This window comes from Paenibacillus sp. PvP094, assembly GCF_040546835.1.
GTDB classification, from domain to species: domain Bacteria; phylum Bacillota; class Bacilli; order Paenibacillales; family Paenibacillaceae; genus Paenibacillus; species Paenibacillus illinoisensis.
Window position 1 is genome coordinate 38,846 of sequence record NZ_JBEPOM010000001.1, and the last position, 23,194, is coordinate 62,039.

Here is a 23,194-nt window from a genome sequence, read left to right on the forward strand (position 1 = left end):
CAGATTCGCAGTATTACTCGTTATTTTCTGCGCCTCTAGTACTATGATTATTGCCACATTAATGATATAGTGAATTGAAGCGTATTTATCGACTGACATATCTACAAACGGGGCTGGGATGAATGAAGGAAACCTTATCCAACGGAGAAGAAGTTGGCTTTTTATTTAATGTCGACATTCTTATCAAAAGCCGCTCGAATGCCTTGGCGCTACAGTCCCTGTTGGAGCTCATGAACAAAGAGGAACAAATTGCGGACTTTCGCATTCAATCAGGCTTAGAGCTTGGCAAGATTATTGAAGCAACGATCCAGTCCAGGAAAGATTCGATCACCTCCCTTCACCACGAACGGAAAAAATCTCAATTGAGCGGACTGAAAACAGCTCCATCGAATCAATCAACAAATTCATCAAACTCGGCAAAACCACAAGACCAAAAGGAAACGGTTTCTTCTCAGAATTTAGCTGCACCAGAGTCAGCCAGTTCTTCTCAGGGAAATTCCTTTGATGAATGGATTGATACCCTCATTAAGGAAAACCGGCTTACCCGAATTGTGGTCAACAACAAGAACGGCAAACATCAGAGTATTCCATGCCGCATTTTGAATTTTGATCGGGATAACAGCATTGTAAGTGTCTACCATGTAGATGAAAAACAGGTCTACTCATTCCGAACGAATGAAATTGACGAGTTTTTGTAGATCCATTACGAACGCAAACCAAAAAAGCAGCTTACGTGGAAATTTCACATTATTCCTCGTAAGCTGCTTTTTCCATTCTCATGTAAGCTGGTTCCTACTTCTCGCTGACAATTGACCAGTTGGGTAGTCACACCCTAATTAGGAGCGCTCTTTCCCTCGTTGCCACACATCTAAGGCAAATAACAGCCATCCAGCAATAAAAGCAACTCCACCAATAGGTGTAATGGCACCTAAAACTTTGATGCCCGTAATACTAAGTACATACAAGCTGCCGGAGAACACAATAATACCGATAAACAATAGACGCGCTGCCCATTTTAGCTTGGAGGACCCCCCAAGTTGACCGGCTGTTAACCCAACAATCAACAGGGCCAGGGCATGAATCATGTGATACTGCACTCCGGTTTCATATACGGCAATCGCATCTGCACCGATTTTTTCCTTAAGCATATGGGCACCGAACGCGCCAATCGCTACAGACAGCATTGTCATTATGGCTCCAACTGTCATCCATACTCGTTGCATTTTCACTTCTCTCCCCTTATGTCATGTCACACTAATGCTTATTTTAGCGAATCTCTGAGCTGTTTACCAGTTCAGTAGGATGTTATGAGCTTCCATACATATGGCGTTGAGATGTGGATCGAAAGGTTGGTCTGGTACGGCATAAAGGAAAGAGAAACCTTGATTTTTATCGGTAGTTGTGGAAAAGTAAAAGGGTCTGTACTCCTGTAACCATCAGGAGAATCACCATGCTTAAATGAGGTTAATAACAATCAATAACGAGTAGGGAGGGATATGATATTAATGGAACATCAAAATACGTATGAACAAGCCGGCAGCAATGATCCGTTTGCGACCAATCCTGCAGATCCAACAGATCCCGTACTGAACAGAACGAAACATTCAGGTCCGGGTATCGCAAGTTTTGTCATTGGACTGGTAGCACTCTTGGGTTTTATTTTGACCTTCTTCCTCGCCACCATTGCACTCAGCAGTGCTCTTGGGACGATAACACAACCTGTGCAGGTTGAGGAAATTGCTTTACATCCAGCTGTATTGATGGCATCCCTGTTTATCCTGGTTTGCCTTGTTCTAAATCTGGCCGGTCTTATTCTCGGAGTCATCGGCCTTGTGCTTAAAAAGCGTAAAAAGGTATTTCCCATTATCGGTACAATCCTTAACGGTATCATGATCCTTACATTTGCAGGACTCATTCTGGCAGGCATTTATATGACGTAAAACAACCAGACCACAACCATTTAGCCAAATTCTCGTATCCAAAGGAGATCGACATGTCAAGAATCAAAATTTTTGCAGATAGCACGAGTGATCTTAATCCAGACTGGATTAAGACTCACGATATTGGGATTATTCCGTTGTACGTTGTATTCGGTGATGAATCGCTGAAGGATGGTATTGAAATCACACCTGAACAGCTGTATGAGCGCGTAAGCAAAGACGGACGACTGCCCAAAACGGCTGCTCCATCCCCTGCTGATTTCATGAAGGCTTTTCAACCATACATAGAACAAGGAGACGACATCCTGTATATCAGTTTGTCTTCTGAGCTATCATCCACTTATCAAAACGCACTGCTGGCAAGTTCAGAGTTTCCCGAAGGCCGTATCTCTGTTGTGGACTCACTTAATCTTTCCTCCGGCATTGGACTACTTGTCATGAAGGCAGTGCATGCTGCGCAGAAAGGTCAGAGTCTGAAAGAAATCACTCATTTGGTTGAAGCAGTGAAGCCCAATGTACGGACCGAATTTGTGATTGATACTTTGGAATATCTGCACAAGGGTGGACGCTGTTCAGGCATGCAAAACCTGATCGGAAGCCTGCTCAAGATTCGCCCGGTCATTCGCGTAACAGATGGCAAGATGTCACCAGCCTACAAAGTCCGTGGAAAAAGGGAAAAGGCGCTGGATCAAATGCTGCAAAATACACTCAGCGAAAAGCATCAGATCGACACAGACCTCATCATAGTTGTACATACCATGGCTGAAGAGGATGCACTTGAGCTGCAGAAATCCCTGCAGGAACAAACGGGTGGACGGGTTGAATTAACTACAGCAGGATGTGTAATCTGCAGCCATTGCGGACCCAAAACAATAGGTATCATCTATAACAAGGTTTTGTAAAAAAGCAATACACGTTGAACGTTGGTTAAACGACGATAACCAAGCGCAATAAAGGGCATCCTGGCTGCACACAGCCAAGGATGCCCTTTTATATTACTCATATACTAATAATTTTTTGTTTTCAAGTCATTCAAGCTCTTGAACGCATATCCTTGTTTCCGTGCTTCATCTATGATTGAGCCCAGTGCCTCTGTGTTATCTTTGGAGACTGAATGCAGGAGAATAACAGCGCCAGGATGTAATTGTTTGAGCACCTGTTGACGTGCATAGTCAGCTCCGCGCTGTACATTGACATCCCAGTCCTTGTAAGCCAGTGACCAGAATACATTGATGTACCCCTGAGCATGGCTCTCCGCAAGCGTACGGTTATTGAAAATACCACGAGGCGGACGCAAAAAAGTGGCTTGCTGGCCGGTTAAACGATTCACTTCCGCTTTCACCTGTTCAAGCTCTGTTTTCAGCTTTTCGTTGGATACCCGGGTCATATCCGGATGGCTCCAGGAATGGTTGCCAACAATATGTCCCTCAGCTGCCATGCGCTTTACCAGTTCCGGCTGATCCTTCAGATAATGACCAGTGACGAAAAATGCGGCAGGAACTTTCTTATCACGCAGCACATCCAGAATGGCAGGTGTAAACCCATTCTCATATCCGTTATCAAACGTGAGATACAATTCTTTTTGTTTGGTATCCCCCAAAAAGATCGCTTCATTATTTTCCAGGATCGACTTAAAACCTTCCTGGTCAATAGAGGGCAGCTGCCCGTTTTGGCTTTTCTTGAAGCCAAAGTGATATGCTCCGGTAACGGGCGATGCTTCGGTGTGCACCGGAAAAATGCTGAACGCCGATACGGCAGTCAACAGCATATATAAAACCAGTCGCTTCATTTTCAACCGCTCCTGTTCCTGAATAATGGGTTGTCGCTTCCTATCACGAGCCCTTCAGGTAATATGCCACCGGAACAGCGAATGTATGTACCTCTTCAATGACACTTGCCATGACCGCATTAGAATCGTTTGTTGCTTTGCTCGGGTTGATGCAGCAATTCAATTAATGTTTGCGGCTTGCCGCTGGAGGACAACCATTCCCTGACCGTTTCGATCGCCTTCGTTTGCCCGTCACCACGGTCACGCCAGGTCAGCAGTTCGATCACCTTAATAATAAGTGCAGACATGCTGTCGTAATCCATCTCTGAACGATCTGCGCGCATCTTATGATATAGCGCCTCTTGCTCCCAATCGAGCAAGATCTCTTCCCCAATCGTTGGTTTCATTAAGGTGTAAGCCCTATTACACCCCGAGCATCGTACGGTACTTATCTGTTGTGCAGCAAAACTCACAAGGATGTCATGCTCACAGTCCGCACATTGAAAGCTAACCTGTATGTTCTGTATTTTTTCGTTCATATTGCTCTTCCTCCTGCTATGGGTGTACTACTTCTATACCCGAAAATGATGAAGTTCACGCTAAACCTCAGATCATTATAGATCGTGCTATATTCTTGTAAATATGTTAAAATATATTACAAATCATGAGTTGGAGAGGCGGATTTCCATGTCGAAGGAAGAGCGCAATATTACTTGGCAGCAATCGAGTTTAAGCAGGCATGCACGGGAATTACATAACGGCCATCGCAGCCGTGCGTTGTGGTTTACCGGATTATCCGGTGCTGGTAAATCCTCACTTGCATTTGCCTTGGAACAGCATCTGCATGGCCGAGGCGTTCGTTGTTATGTACTTGATGGAGACAATGTGCGTCATGGGCTCAATCGCGATCTTGGTTTTTCATCGGAAGATCGACAAGAGAATTTACGCCGCATTGGTGAAGTGGCCAAATTGATGGTGGATGCCGGGTTACTCGTTCTTTCAGCCTTTATTTCTCCTCATGCACAGGATCGGGAAATGGTCAGACAATTATTTGAGCCTGAAGATTTTATTGAAATTTATGTGCAGTGTTCCATCGAAGAATGTGAAAGGCGCGATCCGAAAGGGTTGTACAAAAAAGCACGCAGCGGGGATATTCCCCATTTCACCGGAATCTCGGCACCTTATGATGTTCCAGAGGATCCTTCACTGATTATTGATACGGAACAACTGCCTTTGGACGAAGCCGTCCAAAAGATTGTGCAGTACCTCGAATTGACAGGTGCACTTCAGCTTCCCCTCGCTCCTACTACCAGTCAGATTTAATCCGAATACGTATGGATTCAGGTTATGGACCCATTATAGAAAAAAGGCACAGTGACGATCCTGTGCCTTTTTTGAATGTGCGTGAATATGATTTTATCCATCTGTTACTGGCCTACAACACCGGCCTGCATATTCAACAACTTGCTGAAGGTTCCTACCGGGTCAGTGGATAATTGTTGGTACCCTCCCTGCTGGATTACTCGGCCTTCCTCCAGTACAATCACCCGATCCGCGGTGCGAATCGTGGACAACCGATGGGCTATTACAATAATGGTAACATGTCCTTTGAGTCGTTCAAGCGCCTCATGAATGTGCTGCTCATTCTCACTATCCAGCGCACTTGTAGCTTCATCCAAAATGAGTACAGACGGATTACGCAGCATCGCTCTTGCCAGTACCAGACGCTGGCGTTCCCCTCCGGATAAACGAATCCCACGATCTCCAATCATCGTATCCAACCCGTGAGGAAGTTTGCGGACAAATGCTGATGAGGAGGAAAACTGCAAGGCTTGCCACATCTGTTCCTCACTGGCGTCAGGGTCCACCAGTCGCAGGTTCTCACGAATGCTTGTATGGAACAGAAATGGATCCTGGGACACATATCCAATTGAACTTCTCCACGCCAATAACTGCTCCTCAGACAGTGGAACACCATCGATGAGGATTTGCCCACTTTCTGGACGGACAAGCCCCATAATAAGATCAATCAAGGTACTCTTTCCAGCACCTGATTTACCCACAATGGCTGTCATCCCTTTCGCAGGAATGGATGCACTAACATGTTCGAGCGAATAAGATGAACTGCCCTCATAGCGGTAATTGACATTTATACATTCGATGGATCGCATCAGTTCAAGCGGCTGAATCGGATGAATGTCTTTTTCGGTAGTCCGGTTTGAAGCTCCTGCACCTGTGGTAGAACGACTAATTTCACGACTTAAATTGGTTTCAGCCTGCAGCTTTCTGACGAGCTGAAAGGCGGGCAGCATTGAGCTAATATATTCCAGATTGGACTGAATGGATGTAAACCTGGGCCACAGCCGGGAGAAAATGAGAATGATCAGCAGTAAACTTGCTGGAGGTACAGCAAGAACACGCAGTGACAGGTAGATGAAGGCGGCAATAATAACAGCCGAGGATACGCGGTGAATGAGCTGTGTTCCACTGTTCAACTGGCTGAATTGAATGACATTTCGCTCGATGCGTTTGCATATTTTTTCAAACCATCCGATATGCGACTCCTCAAGCATGTTGCTCTTGATATCCTTGATACCGTTAAAATGCTCTGTAATACCATTGTAATAGTGCTGGGATAGCTCGGATGTCTGATCACCGATCTGCTTGGCCCGCTGCACGAACTTCTTGAGCACGAAGAACAACAGAAGTCCAAAGACGAGTACAATCGCAGTTAACTTCGCAGATAGCCAAAAAGCGAGCCCAATCTGAATAGCTGTAAAAATCAAGGACGCAGCCATTTGCAGGATCAGATTCGTGCCTTGACTGACTCGTGCAAGTTCTGTCGTTAATATATGGTTAAAATCGGATTTTCGTTTTTGGAGAAAAAAAGACCATTTGGCCATAATAATGGCCCGGTACGTTTCCTGTCGCAAAGTTCTTATAAACTGCTGTTGAATTCGGGTATTTCGAATCGTCTGCATACGTTGGAGCCAGGCCTGTCCGGAGAGGATAACCACGAAAATACTCAATATCAATACTAGTTGACTGTTGTCGGAAAGATGACCTATCCATTCGGACAGCCAGGATAACTGTAAACCGGTTGTACCCATCTCAAATATACCGATCAAACTTAACATCGGGACTAGCATGTAAATGCCAATTCCCTCCATTAAACTAATGCAGATCATGCCTAATAAGTTCCAATAGAGAATAGGTCCTGTTACATCACGAAGCTTGCGCATATAAAATCGAAGTTCTGAAATCATTCGTTAACCCCTTTCCGTCATCGCGTTCCTTTTCATTCGCCGCCAGAACCAGAGGAAAGGACGTAACGGAAAATACAGAAAGTGCAAAGAGCGCGGAAGCGGCATTTGTTCCACATCCCAGGTACTTGGATATAATCGTTCAATGAAGAAAAACAACTTCTGTCTGGTACTTCTCAGTGCAAACAGATAGGATCGGTAACTACGTAAATTCGCCGGCGTGTCCAGCATATCATTCATAAATAACACACCATGCTTAGCGAGCCGTTCTCCTGCGCGTTCTTGAGAGGACATTAAGCTGCGATAATCAGTACCCAGTGGTGTGTTCATCAGCACGGATACAAGGCGAAGCGCTTGGGCACCAATAACGAGCCGCCCTTCAGCTTTCAGGCGTCTGGTTAACAGGTTTACATCTACAGGCATGCTGCGAATCATCTGATCGATGTCCATGAGCCAGCGCAGTCTAAACCATCCATGTCGGGCACCGTGAGTTACCAGATATGCCCATAAGTCTTCTCTTTCCAGCATGCGGATCGGGGTTTGCGTATACGTACTGAACCGACTGCGCTGCCACAGCAACTCAAAATCCGTTTCTTTTCCGGAATCCGGATTAAGCCGCCAGTGGATCTCCACTTGAGTTTTCTTGAGAGGATGCTTGTAACAGATATGATGCTCCCGCCACTTCCAGCTCTGCACGGTTGGGCGCCGTTTGCCTTCCTTGGATACATAACCGAGTGTTTCCAGAATCTGTTCGGCAGACTCCACATCATCAAAAGGAATGAGAATGTCCAAATCCTTGGATGTTCTTAAGGATACATCTCCGTAGAGATCGTGGGCGAGCGCTGGTCCTTTTAACGTAATACTCCGAATTCCCTGTTCATTAAAAGCTCCGCAGACCTGTTCCATCTCCGCGGTCAGATGCAGCATGCGAAACGTATTCGCCGTATATTCCTGTCTTAAACTCTCTACAACAGACGCAGGAATGAAGGGAGATTCTAATGTTTTGAGTTTCATATATAGGACCGAGTACAATCTGTGATGGTAGACAAGTCGTAAAAAAAGCTTCCAGTCCATTCCTTCGGTTATAGCTTTGACTGCTTCCGGAGCAAGTCCGTGCAGCTCATCTTTCATAATTGTCAAAATGAGCTTGAGCTCCTGCGGAAACCCTTTTGTATAGTCATCAAATTCAGGATTCATAGACAATTTCTCCAGTTCCCTTCTCCGGACAACGCTTGCCAAATACACCGACAACCGTATATTGGTCCATAGTATCTGCTCCGGTTACGATAATTTTCCCACTTCGCAGCCAGGCATGAGCCATCATTTGTCCTTGCTTATTGCGCGCAGTTCCCATGTACAGCGTACTCTCTATTTTGCGGCGTTCCAGCATCTTCATTGCAGCGATCGCCATGACTAGACAGCGGCTTTCCCATAATGTGTACTTGCTCGCCAGCAAAATGGCCTTGGAAACATGTCTTATCGCTATAATCTGATTTCGATTCAATCCGTTCATCGAGGTTTCATATTGTGCTGTGCCGAGCCCAGGGGCGATTTTGGCAAAAGGTCTTGCTTTGAGGACTCGTGCCCACCCCAAATAAATGTAAGCCTCCCATACCATAAGCCTGACTTCACGGGGCAATGAACGATAAGCTTTGATTTTGCGTAGCATCGTCTTAATCCTCGTGAACAACGTCGATTAATCCCTCACGGGACATGTGCTCAAGAAACGGAATGACTTGCGCATGACATGTATCTGCATCAATCTCGTATTCGGATGCCAGAATATCAACCAAGTCGGCGATTGAACGTTCCTGAGACAGCAGTTCCCAGATACGACCGCCGGTACTGCCCAGATTGTAGTATTTTCCACTCTGGATACTCATCATGACCTTTTCTCCGCCCATATCACTGACAAGATTGCCTTCCTTCTGCTTCACACGATCTTTCCAATCGAATTGTTTTGTACTTTTCATTGTTCTGTGTGCACCCCTTTGCGTACATGATCTGTGATCCGTTCAACCATCTCAAATGCAGTAAAATCAGAACCTGACCTCGTCAATCTACAAATTTCTATGCTCGCTGATAATCTGGAAACGGTCTCGAACAGCCACTGTGCAAGGCCTTGTCTTGCGACAAGAGTACTTCGGAAGGTATGTGTACACAGCAGATGAAGTCTTTCCAATCCGTGAACCTGCGTCAATTGAATCGGCTTCCTTACGTCATCCGGTTTGGGATTCAGCTCGAAAATGCCGGCAAGCGGGACAGCTCTCTCATGAAAATAATGCTGAACCGGTATTGCATACTTGGTTATCTCGGCATGCACGGTGGCATAATTCTCTTCTTTCATGCCAAACCCATCCAGGCTGGGCTGCCACAGCTTCTGCTGTGGATACCCTGGAGATACAATAGCTCTTCCTCCGGCATCCCAGGTTAACGCAACGACGTCATCGGTCAGAAGAGGATACCCGCGTGAAGCGAGAGCTGCCGATAAAGTGGATTTCCCAGCACCTGAATGCCCCACAAATGCATAAGCCCAGCCATCAATAACCACAGCACTTCCGTGTAGTGGCAGGATGCCCCGCTGCATCATGATGACAGCCATGCAAGTACCGAGAATAAACAATCGGACTTTTTTTTCATCAGCGTCCTGTTTAGGGTTAACGATAATTCTGCGTCCTTGCTCAATCAGGAAGATGCCTGTATCTTCAATTCGAAAAAAAAGGCTGCCGTCACGAGATACGAAATTTTCATTCCCCACATTCCACGCTTCCCAAAGCGCGGTTAAATCGGCAGACTGGATATGTACGTCAATATCACCAGCATCCTGACTACTGTTCTGCACGATCTGGAGTTCTGGCATTTGAAATTGGCTTAGCCAACGCAATCCATATGCTTCATACTGCACAGGCAACAATGAATGACTCCTCCTTAGCAATGCTGAATGTAAAAAAGCCCTTATATTCATAGGAATCAAATATAAGGGCGGAGGCGAAAAGATGATGTTGTCTTTCCGCCCTTTAAGTATGATAGCTCTTCGTAAAACTTAATAACTTAGGAAGTTGGATCGTAGAGATCAGCATCGTGATCGGAGATCCAGTCGATTTGTCTGAATCCAGTTCCAGCCATAGTTTGGTTTACTTCCAACACTTCCAGTGCAGGTGCTTGCCATTCTTTCTTTTCCATTGTTGTCACCTCCTTTCAAGAGTCTACAATGCTGCCTAGTATGTAAATCTAACGTTCAAAATTTGCGGATAAAGCGGTAGACGATCAGGCTGTGCATCATCAAACGCATATCCGGGTGTGATGCAAGTTCAGGCCGTGGTTGTGGAATGTTTTTAAGCGCCAATTGTATCCGGTCGGTGTTTAATATGCCGGCTACACGACTATCAGAACAAAGTGTCTGCACTTCTGCGGTAAAGGCACCCCAATCAGGGATCATCCGGTGCAGCCAATCCGCGGGCTGTATGCCGCGAACACGTTGATTAAGCCTTACCTTATCAGGCAGTTCAGGTGAAGTTGCACGTCGGATCAGGGAGCGATCTGTTCCCTTGCTGACATACTGTTCGATGGGCACCGACAGGCAAAACTGTATGACGCGGGCATCACTGGTGGGGTCGCGCTCCCATGCCCGATAACGCAAGGAACATTTGGTGGCGACTGCTCCATTCTTGTTAGCTATGGCCAAATTGTTGAATTTCTCGGCTCTTACTTTCAGCGCATCGGCTCTAGCGCCTCCCTGAAGCATAACCAGTGATCCAAGTCTCTCCAGCACCCCGGTTCTGCTCGCAAATTCCGGATGTATAAGTTGGCTCGTCGCGACATTGGCAGCACCCTTCGAGGCAGTATGGAAACGTTCCGGGTAGGCTTTTTGTGCGGTAATACGAGCAATTCTGGAAAATTTCATGCCTGTTCGCTGGGAGTATTGCCTCATCTCCTGCAGCATGCGGATCCAGCGGCCGCGTTTCATCAGACTGGCGTAATAGTCCAGTGCAGGCCCCCAGGAAATGGTGAAATTCCCCCTGGCTCCTGTAAGGAGAACACCTGCATCCTGCTGGCTTGCCTTTTCGTAAAATCCTCGGATCCAGAATGAATTTTCGAAATACTTATAAGGCATTTCCATCATGTCCAGCCAGGTATCGATCTCACTAAAAGGACTTCTGCCCTCGAAATCAAGATAGTTCTCCGATATATTCCCGATATGATCCACTGTGGAGCGAATGAAAGGTCGTTCATCAGCGAGCAGCGTTTTGGAAGTATAATCCGTAAAATCAGACACAGGCACGTAACTGTACGCATTCAGCCTCTTCCCCTGACTGCGCAGGGAGCCGGAAGCAAAGCCGACAACAGCACCGGAATCCAGTCCACCGCTCAATGCAGCCGCTACCTGCCGATGGGTTCGTAAGCGGGCACTGACTGCCTGAGTGAATACATCACGGAATGCTTCAACGTATTCCCCATCGGATTTGAGAAGCAGCGGCTCTACTTCGTCCCAGCGATGATACTGCTTCAGTTCCACTTGGAGAGTGGCTGCTCGGAAGACCAGTGTATGAGCAGGCGGTAACTGGTTCACTCCACTATAAGCCGTCATGTGAATATCTGCCGAGCCATGCATTTCCGGGATGGCCAGAAATTCGGATAACCAGGTCTCATTCAAATCCTTGGTGACTCCTTCCAGATCAAGCAAAGGGCCAATAAGTGTGCAAAATGAGAAACGTTTGCCGTCATGCCGATAATACAACGTCCTCATGCCGGTGATATCCCTCGCTGCAAACAATGTCCGCTTCCGGTCATCCCAGATTGCAAAAGCAAAGTCCCCAATCAGCTTGCTGGCTGCCTGTTCACCCCATTGCTGATAGGCTCGCAAGATCAGTTCACTGTCCGAGAGGACGGACAACTGGCTTCTGGAGATGAATAACTGATCAGCGAGCTGCTCCCGGTTATCCAAAATAGCATCCGCGGTTATCGTGAGACCACTGACCTCATCAACCAAAGGCAGCTTCTCATGGACTGACTCCGGTGTGATCCACTGAGCATGACAACTCAGGAATGCCTGATTCCCTTTCCAAACGCCGGTTGTATCTGCCGGAATATGTCCCAAGCTCGCGTACAGGCGCCAGCTATCTTCCCAAAACGCTTCCTGACCATCGGTATGAACAATTCCCGCTATGGCACTCATGACTTTCCTCCCCGAAGTAACTTGCGCTGGGATGCCCACGCACTGATTTGGTTACCAAATGGAATCCAGGATTTAATTCGCTGAAGCTTGCTATGAGCAGAAGCCAGCTGCCTCTTCAATCGTTCCTGCTCACTGTATCCTCGCTCCAAGCGGTTATCTGCTGCACGAAGTGCTGCTTCCAATTGTCTGATTGTGGCAAGCGCAGCTAAGGTTGGATCTGTATCGGACTCCGAACGGTGGGCTGCTCCGTGCATCTCATCTCTCGTCGTACTTATGGATGGGGATCCCTGTATGCTGTAATGTGGTTGCCATCTGCAACCCGTTGCTTCCGTAAACTGATGGCCAAGTCGTTCAATGACTTCCTGATCCGGGGCTGCTTCATAACGGACTCCTGTCCATTGTTCCGCCTCTTGCAGCTGTTCAGAGTAACCCATACGATGGAACACGTCTGCCCCCAGAACACGGCAATATGTTTCGACTTCAGTTGTGCTTAGTATACTTTTCCAGTTGTTAACAGAATTTTTGTGTGCTTCTTGATGCGTGGACAAGAACGGATCTCCGACCCCCATACTGTAGAACATGTTGGATTTCGAACTGTTTACATGAAGACCATATTGCTCCATGCCCTCTTCATATCCAACGCCGAGAAACTCACACAACTTTTCGACTTCTTCTTTAGGCTTGGAGACCAGCTGTTCATAACGAAGCTCATGTGCATTTGCATGCTTTACTGCAAAATAATCATTTAAGCGAAGCAAGCCGAGCGTAAGATCAACGGCTTTCATATTCAGATGTGGGCTTTTTAGACTGCTGACCAGATCAAACCCTTCTCCTTGGTTACGATTAACTTTCTTGTAGGAGGCAGCGATGGAGAGTGGATTGCGCTGAAGGTGGATACGCTTGGACTCTGGAAAAAGTCGATCCAGCCATTCGAGCATATAGTAATAACGCGGAGATTTATCGACAACGAAATCTGCTGCATTCCCCTGCAGAAATCCGTTATATATTTCAAGAGCAAAGCTCCTGCATGCCTTTTCATATACATCATCTGAGACCATGGAACTATAAAATTGACGGATAATGGGGCTTCCTCCGTAAGGACGAGCATCCGCTTTCGACAGATCCACCAAATTCATCAGAAACCACATTTCCTGGGTTGCAAATATGCGGCTGTGGTTCTGCAGCATGACGTTGGATAGTGAGCTTCCACTACGAGGGACACAGAGTAATAAGACAAGTCCGTTACCTTGAACATCTACCACCGGCATCCCCTCCTCTGTCCGAATATAATGAGCATGCAGTTGGTCATCGAATTCTCATCCTTTTTTCTGAAGAAACAGAAGAAGTACAAATCCAATTCTATGATGTTTCGACATCTTTCAGATACGTTGTGTATTCATAGTTTTACTCTATGATACAAAATGTATCATGTCAATCTTTTATTTTCACTTTTTCATAATTTCCTTTTCCGTTCACTCTTTTCCCTCCACCGGCAACTCAGCACTCCATACTTATTCCACTGTACCTACGAAATATGACTGTGCACAAACATGAAAAAACTCCGAATCTGTTTCTGATAAACAGTTCCGGAGCAGCTATTTTTTATTATTTCTTTTCGAAAAAAAAGGTTGTGTTTTATTGATCCACTATGCCTTAGCGTTCACTCCAGGAGAAGGGGCAATGGATTCCAAAATACGGCTGGCTTCCCGATCTGCCTCAAGTGCGTCGTTCATGCCTTGCTTCACTTTAACTGTCATTAGAACGGCCATACCTGCAAGGAAGAAAAAGAGCAGGGAAAGAATACCCCACCTGCTTGAACCCGTAATCTGGCCCACCCAGCCAAAAACAAACGGGCCGAAAATGGATGAAAATTTGCCGGTGATGTTAACAAAGCCAAAATACTCCCCTGTTCTGCCTGAAGGCATCAGGTTGCTAAACAATGAACGGGCAGTCGATTGACTGACACCTTGCACTACGCCAACGAGCCCGGCAAGCAAGTAGAAATGGATGGCTTCTGTCATGAAATATCCGAGGATGACAATACACACGTAGATGGACAGACTCAACATCAATATCTGCTTCGCTCCCCAGCGCTGTGCCCATGCGCCAAGCAGCAAGGTGCATGGGAAACCGATAAATTGGGTGAGCAGCAACGCAAGCATCAGATCGGCTGTCCCGATGCCAATACTTGTCCCATAGATTGTCGCCATTAGAATGATCGTATTGATGCCGTCATTAAAAAACCAAAAAGCCACCAGCATTCGGATCAGCTGGGGAAAACGAAGCATCTGGCGAAAGGTTTGGCGCAATCTGCGTATGCCTACCTCTGCGTATCCCTTCCACGATTCAGGCATATCCGGTGCCGCAGGACGACGGGGAGCATGACGGAACAGCGGGATGGAGAATAACAGCCACCAGAGCGCTACGGAGATAAAGGCAAGTCTGGTACCTGCCAGTGTACTTCCCATCCCGAACCAACCAGGCTGCTGGATCATGAGCATGTTGACTGCCAGCAGTAATCCACCGCCAATGTAACCATATGCATACCCTTTGGATGAGATCATATCCCTGCGGTCCGCAGGCACGAGATCCGGCAGCATCGCATCATAGAAGGTATTACTGCCGGCAAATCCAATGGTCGAGATGACAAGCAAGGCTGAAGCCAGCAGCCAGTCCCCTTCCCCAACCGTGCTGAAGCCCAGTGTTGCGATCATTCCTGTGATAGCAAATACGCGCAGAAAATCCCCTTTACGGCCAGACAGATCCGACAACGCTCCCAGCAGCGGGGTTAGCAAGGCCACACATAACATCCCGATCGAGTGCGTATAGGCCAGATAAGATGCTGCTGTGCCTTCATCCAGTGTTGCCGCAGCTACCGAAGCGTAGAAGACCGGAAGAACAGCGGCCAGTACTGTGGTCGCGTATGCAGAATTGGCCCAGTCGTACATAATCCAAGCTTTAACGGCCCGTTTATCCAAGTAGAATCCTTCCTTTTCATGCATTCCTGAGAGAATGCCAATTCAATGCCTGTCCCTATTTTAAAGGAAGTTTGTCATACTGGTTCATCGTTTCTGTAAAAAGTTCGAGCTGCATCAGGCATTTTGAGCCGTGATCGAAATTGCACTCGCGTAAATTGTATCATTTTATCTCCTCTCGCATCACATATCGTCCCCGCCGGTGAATATACTTAATTACCGACAGGCCAAACTGTGCCGCGTAATTAATGGGGGGTGCCTACATGTCAAATTCACACCAGCCTTACTCGTTCGTCGTATCCCGGGAAGATTGGTCGCTTCACCGCAAAGGGTACCAGGACCAGCAGCGCCATCAGCAAAAGGTTAAGGATGTCATTAAGCAAAATCTGCCTGATCTGATTACGGAAGAAAACATTATCATGTCCGATGGACAACAAATCATCAAGGTACCGATCCGCAGTCTGGATGAGTACCGTTTTGTGTATAACTACCAAAAGCAAAAACATGTCGGTCAAGGCGACGGTGACAGTCAGGTCGGAGATGTCATCGGTCGTGATCCTGCCTCACAAAAACCGGGCAAAGGCGAAAAAGCCGGAGATCAGCCTGGTCATGATATCGTAGAAGCCGAAGTCAGTATTGAAGAACTGGAAGATATGCTGTTCTCTGAACTTGAGCTTCCGGATCTGAAGCAGAAAGACAAGGATCAGATTGAAACACATACCGTGGTTTTCAATGATATCCGCAAAAAAGGTATGCAGTCCAACATTGACAAGAAACGAACCATTCTTGAAAATCTCCGGCGCAACGCCACAACCGGGAATCCCGGTATTCATCATATCAGTCCGGATGATTTGCGTTACAAGACATGGGAAGACAAAATTATTCCGCAGTCCAACGCCGTCATTATCGCCATGATGGATACTTCTGGGTCTATGGGTTCTTTTGAAAAGTACTGCGCTCGCAGCTTCTTCTTCTGGATGACCCGTTTTCTGCGCCGCCAATACGAGAAGGTTGAAATTGTGTTCCTGGCTCACCATACGGAAGCCAAAGAAGTGACGGAAGAGGAATTTTTCACACGCGGCGAGAGCGGAGGAACGATCTGCTCCTCTGTATATATGAAGGCTCTTGATATCATTGATCGGCGTTACCCTCCTTCCAGTTACAATATCTATCCGTTTCATTTCTCGGATGGGGATAACCTCACCTCGGATAATGAACGCTGCGTGAAACTGATTGGTGAGCTAATGAAGCGCAGCAACATGTTTGGATATGGAGAGGTCAATCAATATAACCGCAGCAGTACATTAATGTCAGCTTACCGACATATTAAGATGGATCAGTTTATGTACTATGTGATCAAAGAAAAAGGCGAAGTGTACAAAGCTTTGCGCAGCTTTTTCCAGAAACGGGAAGGAGGCAGCGTAAGATGACAGATGAAATCCGCGACCTTGAATACGCCATTGCCGAGATTATGGAGATTGCCGATGGATTCGGCCTGGATTATTATCCGATGCGTTATGAGATCTGCCCGTCAGACATCATCTATACCTTCGGAGCCTACGGGATGCCAACAAGGTTCAGTCACTGGAGCTTTGGGAAAACCTTTCACAAGATGAAGATGCAGTATGATTTTGGCCTCAGTAAAATTTATGAACTCGTCATTAACTCCAACCCTTGCTATGCCTTCCTGCTGGATGGCAATTCCCTGATTCAGAACAAATTGATCGTGGCCCACGTGCTTGCGCACTGTGACTTCTTCAAAAACAATGCCCGTTTCTCCAAATCGAACCGCAATATGGTCGAAAGCATGGCCGCCACGGCGGACCGGATCAGCAACTACGAAATGGAGTACGGAACCGAAGCTGTTGAGTCATTCATTGATGCCGTGATCGCCATTCAGGAACATGTAGACCCTCAACTCATTAAACCCCGTCATTTGGACAAACAACGTTATATGGAGATGAAAATGCGGGAGCAGCGTGGTGAAAAGGCACCACGTCCAGAAGGACGATATGACGACTTATGGTCGCTTGACGATATGCAGAAAGAGGAAGCTCCATCCGAAGGAATTCAGGTTCATCACTTCCCGCCCGAACCGGAAAAGGACATCATGTGGTTTATTCAGGAGTTCTCGGAAGTGCTGACGGATTGGCAGCGGGATATCATGAGCATGATGCGTGAAGAGATGCTGTACTTCTGGCCTCAGATGGAAACCAAGATCATGAATGAAGGCTGGGCCTCCTACTGGCATCAACGCATTATACGCGAGCTGGACCTGAGTAGTGAAGACACGATCGAATTTGCCAAATTGAACTCTTCCGTCGTGCAGCCATCCAAGCAGAGTCTGAATCCCTACTATTTGGGGCTGAAAATATTTGAAGATATTGAACGCCGCTGGGATCATCCGTCCAAGGAAGAACAGGAGCGTTGGGGCCGCAAACCGGGTCAGGGCCGCGCCAAAATGTTTGAGGTTCGCGAATTCGATTCCGACACCTCTTTCATCCGAAATTACATGACGAAGCAGCTGACTGAAGATCTGGATCTCTATGTATTCGAGAAAAAAGGCCCGGACTGGAAAATTACCGACAAGTCCTGGGAAAACATACGTGATCAACTTGTATTCTCCCGTATTAACGGAGGCTCTCCGTATCTGGTCGTTCAGGATGCCGATTACCTGCGGACAGGTGAACTTGTGCTGAAGCACCAGTATGAAGGTATTGAGCTGGACCTGAAGTATATGGAGCGCACCCTCCCTTATCTGTACCGGCTCTGGGGGCGAACGGTTCATCTGGAAACCCGGGTTGAGGATAAACCCATCTGGTTTACCTATGACGGCAAGAAGCATCACCGGAAATTTATGTAAGTTTCTTCTATATAAAAGCGTATCAAAAAAAAGCGGCAAGTCCCTGGCAGATGACGGGGACTTGCCGCTTGGCATGTCTGAACAAACTTACTTATCCAAGAATGATGGGATTTCCCGACAGGCGGAGCGGAACAAAGAAATCATGTTCCACTTCACTTGCTGGCAGTGGACGGCTGAAGTAGTATCCCTGAATTTCCCGGCAGTCGTTCTGCATCAGGATATCCAGTTGTCCTTTGGTCTCAATGCCTTCAGCAATCACGTCCATCTTCAGATTCTGCGCCATGGTGATAATCGTCGCCACAATCGCCTGGTCACTCTGATTCTCGGTGATGTCTGTAACAAACGAACGGTCGATCTTTAGCTTATGAATCGGAAAATGCTTCAGGTAACTCAGTGAGCTGTACCCTGTACCGAAATCATCCAAGCTAATCTTGACTCCGAGTGAAGTAAGTTCATTCAGAATGCCTGTTGAGACTGAAGCATCCATCATCATGCTTTCCGTAATTTCAAGTTCCAGGTAACGGGCTTCCAGGCCTGTTTCCTCCAGGGCATGCTGAACCTGCTCGACGAGATTGGACTGATGAAATTGCTGACTGGACAGGTTTACCGACACCGGAATTAACGGACCGCCGCTGCCATGCCATTGTTTCATCTGTCTGCAGGCTTCCCGCAGCGTCCAGTTTCCAATGTCATAGATGATCCCCGTTTCCTCAGCAATAGGAATAAACACATTCGGTGCCAATATTCCCTTGTGGGGATGCTTCCAGCGAATCAGGGCCTCCACACCGATCATCCGGCTATCAGACGTGCGAATCTGTGGCTGGTAATACAGGAGCAGTTCATTGCGTTCGAGTGCTTTGCGCAGATAACCCTCCAGCTCAATACGTTCATACAACTCGGAATCCAGCTGTGTGGTATAGAACTGAAATCCGTTTTTGCCATTTTTCTTGACTTCATACATGGCGGTGTCCGCATGCTTCAACAGGGTATCGACTTCCGTTCCATGCTCCGGGTACATGGCAACACCGATACTGGCTGTAACATAAAAATCATTCTCTTTTAACCGGTACGGCAATTGGATAGCTTCAACAATTTGTTCCGCCAGGCTGGCCACACGCTCCTCTTTCCCCTGTTCATTCATGACGACCAGTGTGAATTCGTCACCACCCATTCGGGCCAGCATCACGTTATCCATGCCTTTAGGATCGGATGCACGGATTGCCTTAAGAATTCGGTCGCTGACCTCCCGCAGAAAAACATCTCCAATGGAATGGCCTAGCGAATCATTGATCATTTTGAAACGGTCAATATCCATCACCATCACGGCAAATGCATGATTGGATATATCGGAAGCTGCAATCGTTTCAGCAAGCACCTCATCCAGTTTACGTCTGTTCGGCAGCCCGGTTAGTGGATCATGCGTGGCCTGATGGCGTATCATCTCCTGCGCCTGTTTCTCCTCGGTAATATCCTTGATCTGAATATGGCTGCCGACATCGGTTCCTTCAATCAAAACAGGCACTACGCTAATGCTTAAATCCAGATGCTGCCCATGGAATCCTTTCATACTCGCCGTATAATAACGTTGTTCAAGGCTTGCATTCGTCAAGACAGGGCTCTGAGGCTCGTTTGAACTCCAGTGGATCTCAATATGCTTCGATATTTCATCCAGGGAGCGATTAATCACCAGCCGCTCCGGATATCCTGTAATTCGCGTCACCGCTGCATTTATGCCCTTAACCCTTCCCTCATTGTTTACCGATATAATGGCGTCTGAATGGTTCTCATACAGAGCTTGATACCACTGCTCATTTTCACGAATCCGCTGATCTTTTATGGACATTCGTTGATTGATATAAATGCCAAAGAGCGTCAGTCCAAGGGTAAGGAACGTACCAGCAGCAACCAGGTATGCTAATAGCCCCGGTTCAATCTGCATCATGGAATTTACCATCTGGGCATGCGAATGCTGATGAAACTGCGCAGCAGACATCCCTGTATAATGCATACCTGTGATTCCCAGCCCCATAATGAGCCCACTGCCCAATTTGTAAACCCATGTGAACCGTGTCCGGTGCTGGCTCAAATAAAACATAAGCCATAGTGCTGCAAAGGAGGCACCTGCTGCGATTAGTACTGAAGCAAATACCATGTCTGCCTCGTAACTGATTGGAACGGACATGGCAGCCATACCCACATAGTGCATACTAGTGATCCCCGCAGTCATGAGGAGACCGGCAGCAACAATCTGGCGCACATTGCCCGATTTCCGGCCTGCAATGTGTAACGCAATCCCTGAAGCAGCGACTGCGAGCAGGACGGACAGGACAACTTTGTCCATGGAATAAGAGACATGCATGGGAAGAACAAAAGCCAGCATGCCCACAAAATGCATGGACCAGATGCCAAGTCCCATGGACATGGCACCGCTGGCAAGCCATACCCTTCTGGATATTCCTTTCGCCAAGCTTACCCGGCCGGCAAGGTCAAGTGCAGCATATGATGCTAGAGCAGCAATAATGTAAGATAAGACAACCAGTTCCAAGTTATACGTTCCATGTAGGTGTTCCACTCTGTCTTTCCTTTCAACCGGGAAGTATCTTGTATGTAGGCATAATGTAAAAAAGAAGGCAGTGCACTGTCCGGGTGACAGGCACTCCCTTCGTTTCATTTTGACTCGTGACCACCAGCTTCCATAGCACGGCAGCCATACATCAGAAACCCGTTAATAGTGATGTATATAGTCTAAACGTCCTAGTGACGAAAATCAACACTTTTTTCCAGTATTAAGGAACATGAATATATGTTGTTAAACTTCAAAAAATGAAGCGATTTTGACATGAAGATCCCTTACGGCATCTATGTATTCTGCATTCGTTCTACATACCCAATAAGCACAGCCAGCAGCTGTGCTTACTTCGTGGACCGTTACCCTTTGACAGGTGCAGTGGTCTGCCGGACAACCAGATTGGACGGCTCCGTAATAACCGGCGGAGAATAATCCGGATTTTCAATCATCGCAATCAGATACTCAATCGACTTGATGCCGATCGAATAGATGTTTTGATTAATCGTGGTTAACCCCGGCTTAAATACCTGAGCGTAATACGTATTGTCGAAGCCAACGACTGAAATGTCTTCAGGCACGCTTAGACCGTGTTTCTCAATCTCATGAATCGCGCCGAATGCGGCCATGTCTGAAGCGCAGACGATTCCTGTTGGTTGATCTTTCAATGCCAGCAATCGCCGTGCAGCCTTGCTTCCCTCTTCAAAGGAGTAGTCACATACCTCCAGATACACGGTTGAATACGGAATTCCGCACTCGCGCAATCCTTCACGGTAGCCTTCCAACCGAAGATTGGCTACGGCGGGGCCGAGTGTACCCGAGATATAGGCAATCTTGCGATGACCCAACTCATGCAGATGCTTAACACTCATTGCAATCGCATTGGAATTATCCGTAGTAATATATCCAGCCCGTTTGCCAAACAAGTCTGTATCAATAAACATGGTCGGAATCTCAGCTTGAACCAATTCCTCAATACTTTTGTTGTCTCTTCCTTCTCCGAACACAACAACGCCATCCACATTCCGGCTGCGGCAATGTTTGATAAACGAGTATCCCGGATCGTCGAACCGTGTGGACAAACGCACAAGATCATAACCGCTATTCTCCAGTGCTGTCTTAATCCCTTCCAGCAATTCCGAAACAAACGGATTGGTAAAAGGAACTGTGAGCAGCACCCCTACCGTCCATGAACGGCGTTTTACAAGTCCGCGTGCCACCACATTCGGTTGATATTTCAATAGTTCAATAGCTATATTGACTTTTTTGCGAGTTTTGTCACTTACATCGGGATAATCGTTCAGCACTTTGGAAACGGTTGCAACAGATACGCCCGCTTCTTTGGCCACATCATGGATAGAAGCCACCTGATCACCTCAACCTCTTTCAAATCCCCTGTCTCCGGCTGCATTTACTATGACATTCGGCAGGTTTGTCTACCCATTATAGCTTAAAACAGCCAGAAACGGTATCGCAGGATCCTGGGATACTAACAGCCTATATTTGCCTGTCCAGTTTTCTCAGATCTAGTGCGAGTTTCTCCATCGTGGTTGCAAATACCGCAAGTTCCTCCGAACGTGAAGCTTGGCGTCTCGCTCCTTGAGATGTGTGCTGCGACTCTTGTTGTACACTTCCAAGCTTCCTCATAATCTGTTCGAGATTCGTCTGAATTTTTCCCTGTGCCTCACGGGAACTTGCGGCAAGCTTCCGGACTTCACTTGCAACAACCTCGAACCCCCGCCCGAATTCGCCTGCATGTGCAGCTTCGATGGCGGCATTCAGGCCAACCAGATGACTTTGCTCCGAAATTTCACGAATGAGTTCTCCCATCTTGCCAATCTGATGGATCTCATCTGTTAATGCCTCCAGCAATTCATGGGCTTGATCCTGCGAGGCAGCGGTTTCTCTCGCGACGTCCGAAATAGCCTGGGCATTCTCGTTCAATTCACAGATCATTCCCGTCAGTTGCTGGGTAATCTGCGTAACAGCCGTCAGAGTATGCTCCTGTTCTGCAGCAAGCTGGTGCAGCTTTTCCTTTTCCTTCTTCTCATAAGCTTCAAGGACCAGCTGGGCGTCGAGATTAAACATTTTGCTCAGCGCCTGAATCACACGATGCCAGGAATCAGGGATGACTTGCTGAAATATGCTTGTGGCAATATCAAGATAAACCATATATGTCCCCAGGTAATAATCTTCAGATAATCCAATGCGTGAATGTACCAATCCAATCGCAATACGCTGTTCAATATAAGCCTCGTCCACTATGCCGTCCGTCATGGACAGCCAGTACATTTGCTGCGTTTCTTTCAACCGTTCAATGGAAGAAAACCGTGTAATCATCTCTGCGAGTTCAGGATACCCTCCGACATGATTATAGAAGTGATCCACCACGTCATGTACAACCTTTTGGAATACTGGCCTGTGGTCGGCAAGCAATTGCAGATCCGCTCTGGTGAGTCCAATATAATCGAGTTGCTTTTGTCTTGCTGCAGTAATACTCATAACTAGTTCCGTCAACTCCTTAATAACTACTAAAAAACACCAATTTGTAAAATTACTGTACCGATTATAGACTAAATGGCCTAAATTTACATATACCATTAGAACTAATTTGTCATGAATTTGACTTCTTGTGTCAGTTTT

At 47.0% G+C, this 23,194-nt stretch carries 21 protein-coding genes; 6 read left to right on the forward strand and 15 right to left on the reverse strand.

Annotated features, from left to right (window positions below):
* Positions 1–122 precede the first annotated feature (122 nt).
* The gene (locus ABIC22_RS00250) at positions 123–698 is read left to right on the forward strand and encodes a hypothetical protein (RefSeq protein WP_154895934.1); all 576 of its coding nucleotides are present in this window, start codon (positions 123–125) and stop codon (positions 696–698) included.
* Positions 699–836: 138 nt separating this feature from the next.
* On the opposite strand, the gene ABIC22_RS00255 is transcribed toward ABIC22_RS00250, so the two are convergent.
* The gene (locus tag ABIC22_RS00255; RefSeq protein WP_354477024.1) at positions 837–1,223 is read right to left on the reverse strand and encodes a DUF423 domain-containing protein; all 387 of its coding nucleotides are present in this window, start codon (positions 1,221–1,223) and stop codon (positions 837–839) included.
* Positions 1,224–1,505: 282 nt separating this feature from the next.
* On the opposite strand from ABIC22_RS00255, the gene ABIC22_RS00260 reads away from it, so the two are divergent.
* Together ABIC22_RS00260 and ABIC22_RS00265 are read left to right on the forward strand one after the other, a co-directional pair.
* Positions 1,506–1,940 (forward strand): hypothetical protein, encoded by a 435-nt coding sequence (locus tag ABIC22_RS00260; RefSeq protein ID WP_354477026.1) that lies wholly within the window; start codon positions 1,506–1,508, stop codon positions 1,938–1,940.
* 53 nt (positions 1,941–1,993) lie between these two features.
* The gene (locus tag ABIC22_RS00265) at positions 1,994–2,842 is read left to right on the forward strand and encodes a DegV family protein (protein WP_354477029.1); all 849 of its coding nucleotides are present in this window, start codon (positions 1,994–1,996) and stop codon (positions 2,840–2,842) included.
* Between the two features lie 104 nt (positions 2,843–2,946).
* On the opposite strand, the gene pdaA is transcribed toward ABIC22_RS00265, so the two are convergent.
* Both pdaA and ABIC22_RS00275 read right to left on the reverse strand, forming a co-directional pair.
* Complete coding sequence (gene pdaA / locus ABIC22_RS00270) at positions 2,947–3,729, reverse strand: delta-lactam-biosynthetic de-N-acetylase (RefSeq protein ID WP_354477032.1); 783 nt, start codon at positions 3,727–3,729, stop codon at positions 2,947–2,949.
* A 119-nt stretch (positions 3,730–3,848) separates the two neighbouring features.
* A complete protein-coding gene (locus ABIC22_RS00275) occupies positions 3,849–4,247 on the reverse strand; it encodes a hypothetical protein (RefSeq protein WP_127536557.1) in 399 nt (132 codons plus the stop codon).
* Between the two features lie 148 nt (positions 4,248–4,395).
* Here ABIC22_RS00275 and cysC point away from each other — a divergent pair, with 148 nt between their 5' ends.
* Positions 4,396–5,031: an adenylyl-sulfate kinase gene (gene cysC / locus ABIC22_RS00280; protein ID WP_354477036.1), complete on the forward strand. Its 636-nt coding sequence runs from the start codon at positions 4,396–4,398 to the stop codon at positions 5,029–5,031.
* Between the two features lie 104 nt (positions 5,032–5,135).
* Here the strand turns inward: cysC and ABIC22_RS00285 are convergent, their stop codons facing one another.
* From ABIC22_RS00285 to ABIC22_RS00325, 9 genes are all read right to left on the reverse strand, one after another.
* Positions 5,136–6,974 (reverse strand): ABC transporter ATP-binding protein, encoded by a 1,839-nt coding sequence (locus ABIC22_RS00285; RefSeq protein ID WP_354477039.1) that lies wholly within the window; start codon positions 6,972–6,974, stop codon positions 5,136–5,138.
* Between the two features lie 3 nt (positions 6,975–6,977).
* Complete coding sequence (locus ABIC22_RS00290) at positions 6,978–8,168, reverse strand: nucleotidyltransferase domain-containing protein (RefSeq protein WP_354477041.1); 1,191 nt, start codon at positions 8,166–8,168, stop codon at positions 6,978–6,980.
* A complete protein-coding gene (locus tag ABIC22_RS00295) occupies positions 8,158–8,640 on the reverse strand; it encodes a lasso peptide biosynthesis B2 protein (protein ID WP_354477044.1) in 483 nt (160 codons plus the stop codon). The genes ABIC22_RS00290 and ABIC22_RS00295 overlap by 11 nt, the downstream gene beginning before the upstream one ends.
* 4 nt (positions 8,641–8,644) lie before the next feature.
* Positions 8,645–8,944 (reverse strand): lasso peptide biosynthesis PqqD family chaperone, encoded by a 300-nt coding sequence (locus tag ABIC22_RS00300; protein WP_354477046.1) that lies wholly within the window; start codon positions 8,942–8,944, stop codon positions 8,645–8,647.
* Positions 8,941–9,885: an HPr kinase/phosphorylase gene (locus ABIC22_RS00305; protein ID WP_127536563.1), complete on the reverse strand. Its 945-nt coding sequence runs from the start codon at positions 9,883–9,885 to the stop codon at positions 8,941–8,943. The genes ABIC22_RS00300 and ABIC22_RS00305 overlap by 4 nt, the downstream gene beginning before the upstream one ends.
* Before the next feature lie 137 nt (positions 9,886–10,022).
* The gene (locus ABIC22_RS00310) at positions 10,023–10,154 is read right to left on the reverse strand and encodes a paeninodin family lasso peptide (RefSeq protein ID WP_110821067.1); all 132 of its coding nucleotides are present in this window, start codon (positions 10,152–10,154) and stop codon (positions 10,023–10,025) included.
* Positions 10,155–10,209: 55 nt separating this feature from the next.
* Entirely contained in the window at positions 10,210–12,147 is a 1,938-nt protein-coding gene (locus tag ABIC22_RS00315; protein WP_354477051.1) for an asparagine synthase-related protein, read from the reverse strand.
* Positions 12,144–13,415 carry a sulfotransferase family protein gene (locus ABIC22_RS00320; RefSeq protein WP_483312519.1) on the reverse strand — a complete coding sequence of 424 codons (1,272 nt, stop codon included), beginning with the start codon at positions 13,413–13,415 and terminating at the stop codon, positions 12,144–12,146. The genes ABIC22_RS00315 and ABIC22_RS00320 overlap by 4 nt, the downstream gene beginning before the upstream one ends.
* Positions 13,416–13,793: 378 nt before the next feature.
* Entirely contained in the window at positions 13,794–15,125 is a 1,332-nt protein-coding gene (locus ABIC22_RS00325) for an MFS transporter (protein ID WP_354477057.1), read from the reverse strand.
* Between the two features lie 260 nt (positions 15,126–15,385).
* Between ABIC22_RS00325 and yhbH the strand changes: the two genes are divergently transcribed.
* Complete coding sequence (gene yhbH, locus ABIC22_RS00330; protein ID WP_095288248.1) at positions 15,386–16,552, forward strand: sporulation protein YhbH; 1,167 nt, start codon at positions 15,386–15,388, stop codon at positions 16,550–16,552.
* Positions 16,549–17,985, forward strand: coding sequence for a SpoVR family protein (locus ABIC22_RS00335; RefSeq protein ID WP_154895923.1), 1,437 nt, complete (start codon positions 16,549–16,551; stop codon positions 17,983–17,985). The genes yhbH and ABIC22_RS00335 overlap by 4 nt, the downstream gene beginning before the upstream one ends.
* A gap of 91 nt (positions 17,986–18,076) precedes the next feature.
* Here the strand turns inward: ABIC22_RS00335 and ABIC22_RS00340 are convergent, their stop codons facing one another.
* The 3 genes from ABIC22_RS00340 to ABIC22_RS00350 all read right to left on the reverse strand — a co-directional run bounded on the left by ABIC22_RS00340 (position 18,077) and on the right by ABIC22_RS00350 (position 23,053).
* On the reverse strand, positions 18,077–20,557 hold the full coding sequence (locus tag ABIC22_RS00340; protein WP_354477061.1) for an EAL domain-containing protein: 2,481 nt from the start codon (positions 20,555–20,557) through the stop codon (positions 18,077–18,079).
* Between the two features lie 356 nt (positions 20,558–20,913).
* A complete protein-coding gene (locus ABIC22_RS00345; protein ID WP_095359062.1) occupies positions 20,914–21,918 on the reverse strand; it encodes a LacI family DNA-binding transcriptional regulator in 1,005 nt (334 codons plus the stop codon).
* Positions 21,919–22,048: 130 nt separating this feature from the next.
* On the reverse strand, positions 22,049–23,053 hold the full coding sequence (locus tag ABIC22_RS00350) for a protoglobin domain-containing protein (RefSeq protein ID WP_354477065.1): 1,005 nt from the start codon (positions 23,051–23,053) through the stop codon (positions 22,049–22,051).
* Positions 23,054–23,194: the final 141 nt, after the last annotated feature.

Excerpts from the sequence above, each read along its gene's own strand:
- ABIC22_RS00320 (WP_483312519.1), bottom strand. The coding sequence starts at position 13,415 with ATGCCGGTGGTAGATGTTCAAGGTAACGGACTTGTCTTATTACTCTGT.
- ABIC22_RS00255 (WP_354477024.1), bottom strand. The coding sequence starts at position 1,223 with ATGCAACGAGTATGGATGACAGTTGGAGCCATAATGACAATGCTGTCT.
- ABIC22_RS00290 (WP_354477041.1), bottom strand. The coding sequence starts at position 8,168 with ATGAATCCTGAATTTGATGACTATACAAAAGGGTTTCCGCAGGAGCTC.
- ABIC22_RS00275 (WP_127536557.1), bottom strand. The coding sequence starts at position 4,247 with ATGAACGAAAAAATACAGAACATACAGGTTAGCTTTCAATGTGCGGAC.
- yhbH (WP_095288248.1), top strand. The coding sequence starts at position 15,386 with ATGTCAAATTCACACCAGCCTTACTCGTTCGTCGTATCCCGGGAAGAT.
- ABIC22_RS00310 (WP_110821067.1), bottom strand. The coding sequence starts at position 10,154 with ATGGAAAAGAAAGAATGGCAAGCACCTGCACTGGAAGTGTTGGAAGTA.
- ABIC22_RS00250 (WP_154895934.1), top strand. The coding sequence starts at position 123 with ATGAAGGAAACCTTATCCAACGGAGAAGAAGTTGGCTTTTTATTTAAT.
- ABIC22_RS00350 (WP_354477065.1), bottom strand. The coding sequence starts at position 23,053 with ATGAGTATTACTGCAGCAAGACAAAAGCAACTCGATTATATTGGACTC.
- ABIC22_RS00295 (WP_354477044.1), bottom strand. The coding sequence starts at position 8,640 with ATGCTACGCAAAATCAAAGCTTATCGTTCATTGCCCCGTGAAGTCAGG.
- ABIC22_RS00260 (WP_354477026.1), top strand. The coding sequence starts at position 1,506 with ATGGAACATCAAAATACGTATGAACAAGCCGGCAGCAATGATCCGTTT.
- cysC (WP_354477036.1), top strand. The coding sequence starts at position 4,396 with ATGTCGAAGGAAGAGCGCAATATTACTTGGCAGCAATCGAGTTTAAGC.
- ABIC22_RS00300 (WP_354477046.1), bottom strand. The coding sequence starts at position 8,944 with ATGAAAAGTACAAAACAATTCGATTGGAAAGATCGTGTGAAGCAGAAG.
- ABIC22_RS00265 (WP_354477029.1), top strand. The coding sequence starts at position 1,994 with ATGTCAAGAATCAAAATTTTTGCAGATAGCACGAGTGATCTTAATCCA.
- ABIC22_RS00335 (WP_154895923.1), top strand. The coding sequence starts at position 16,549 with ATGACAGATGAAATCCGCGACCTTGAATACGCCATTGCCGAGATTATG.
- ABIC22_RS00315 (WP_354477051.1), bottom strand. The coding sequence starts at position 12,147 with ATGAGTGCCATAGCGGGAATTGTTCATACCGATGGTCAGGAAGCGTTT.
- ABIC22_RS00285 (WP_354477039.1), bottom strand. The coding sequence starts at position 6,974 with ATGATTTCAGAACTTCGATTTTATATGCGCAAGCTTCGTGATGTAACA.
- pdaA (WP_354477032.1), bottom strand. The coding sequence starts at position 3,729 with ATGAAGCGACTGGTTTTATATATGCTGTTGACTGCCGTATCGGCGTTC.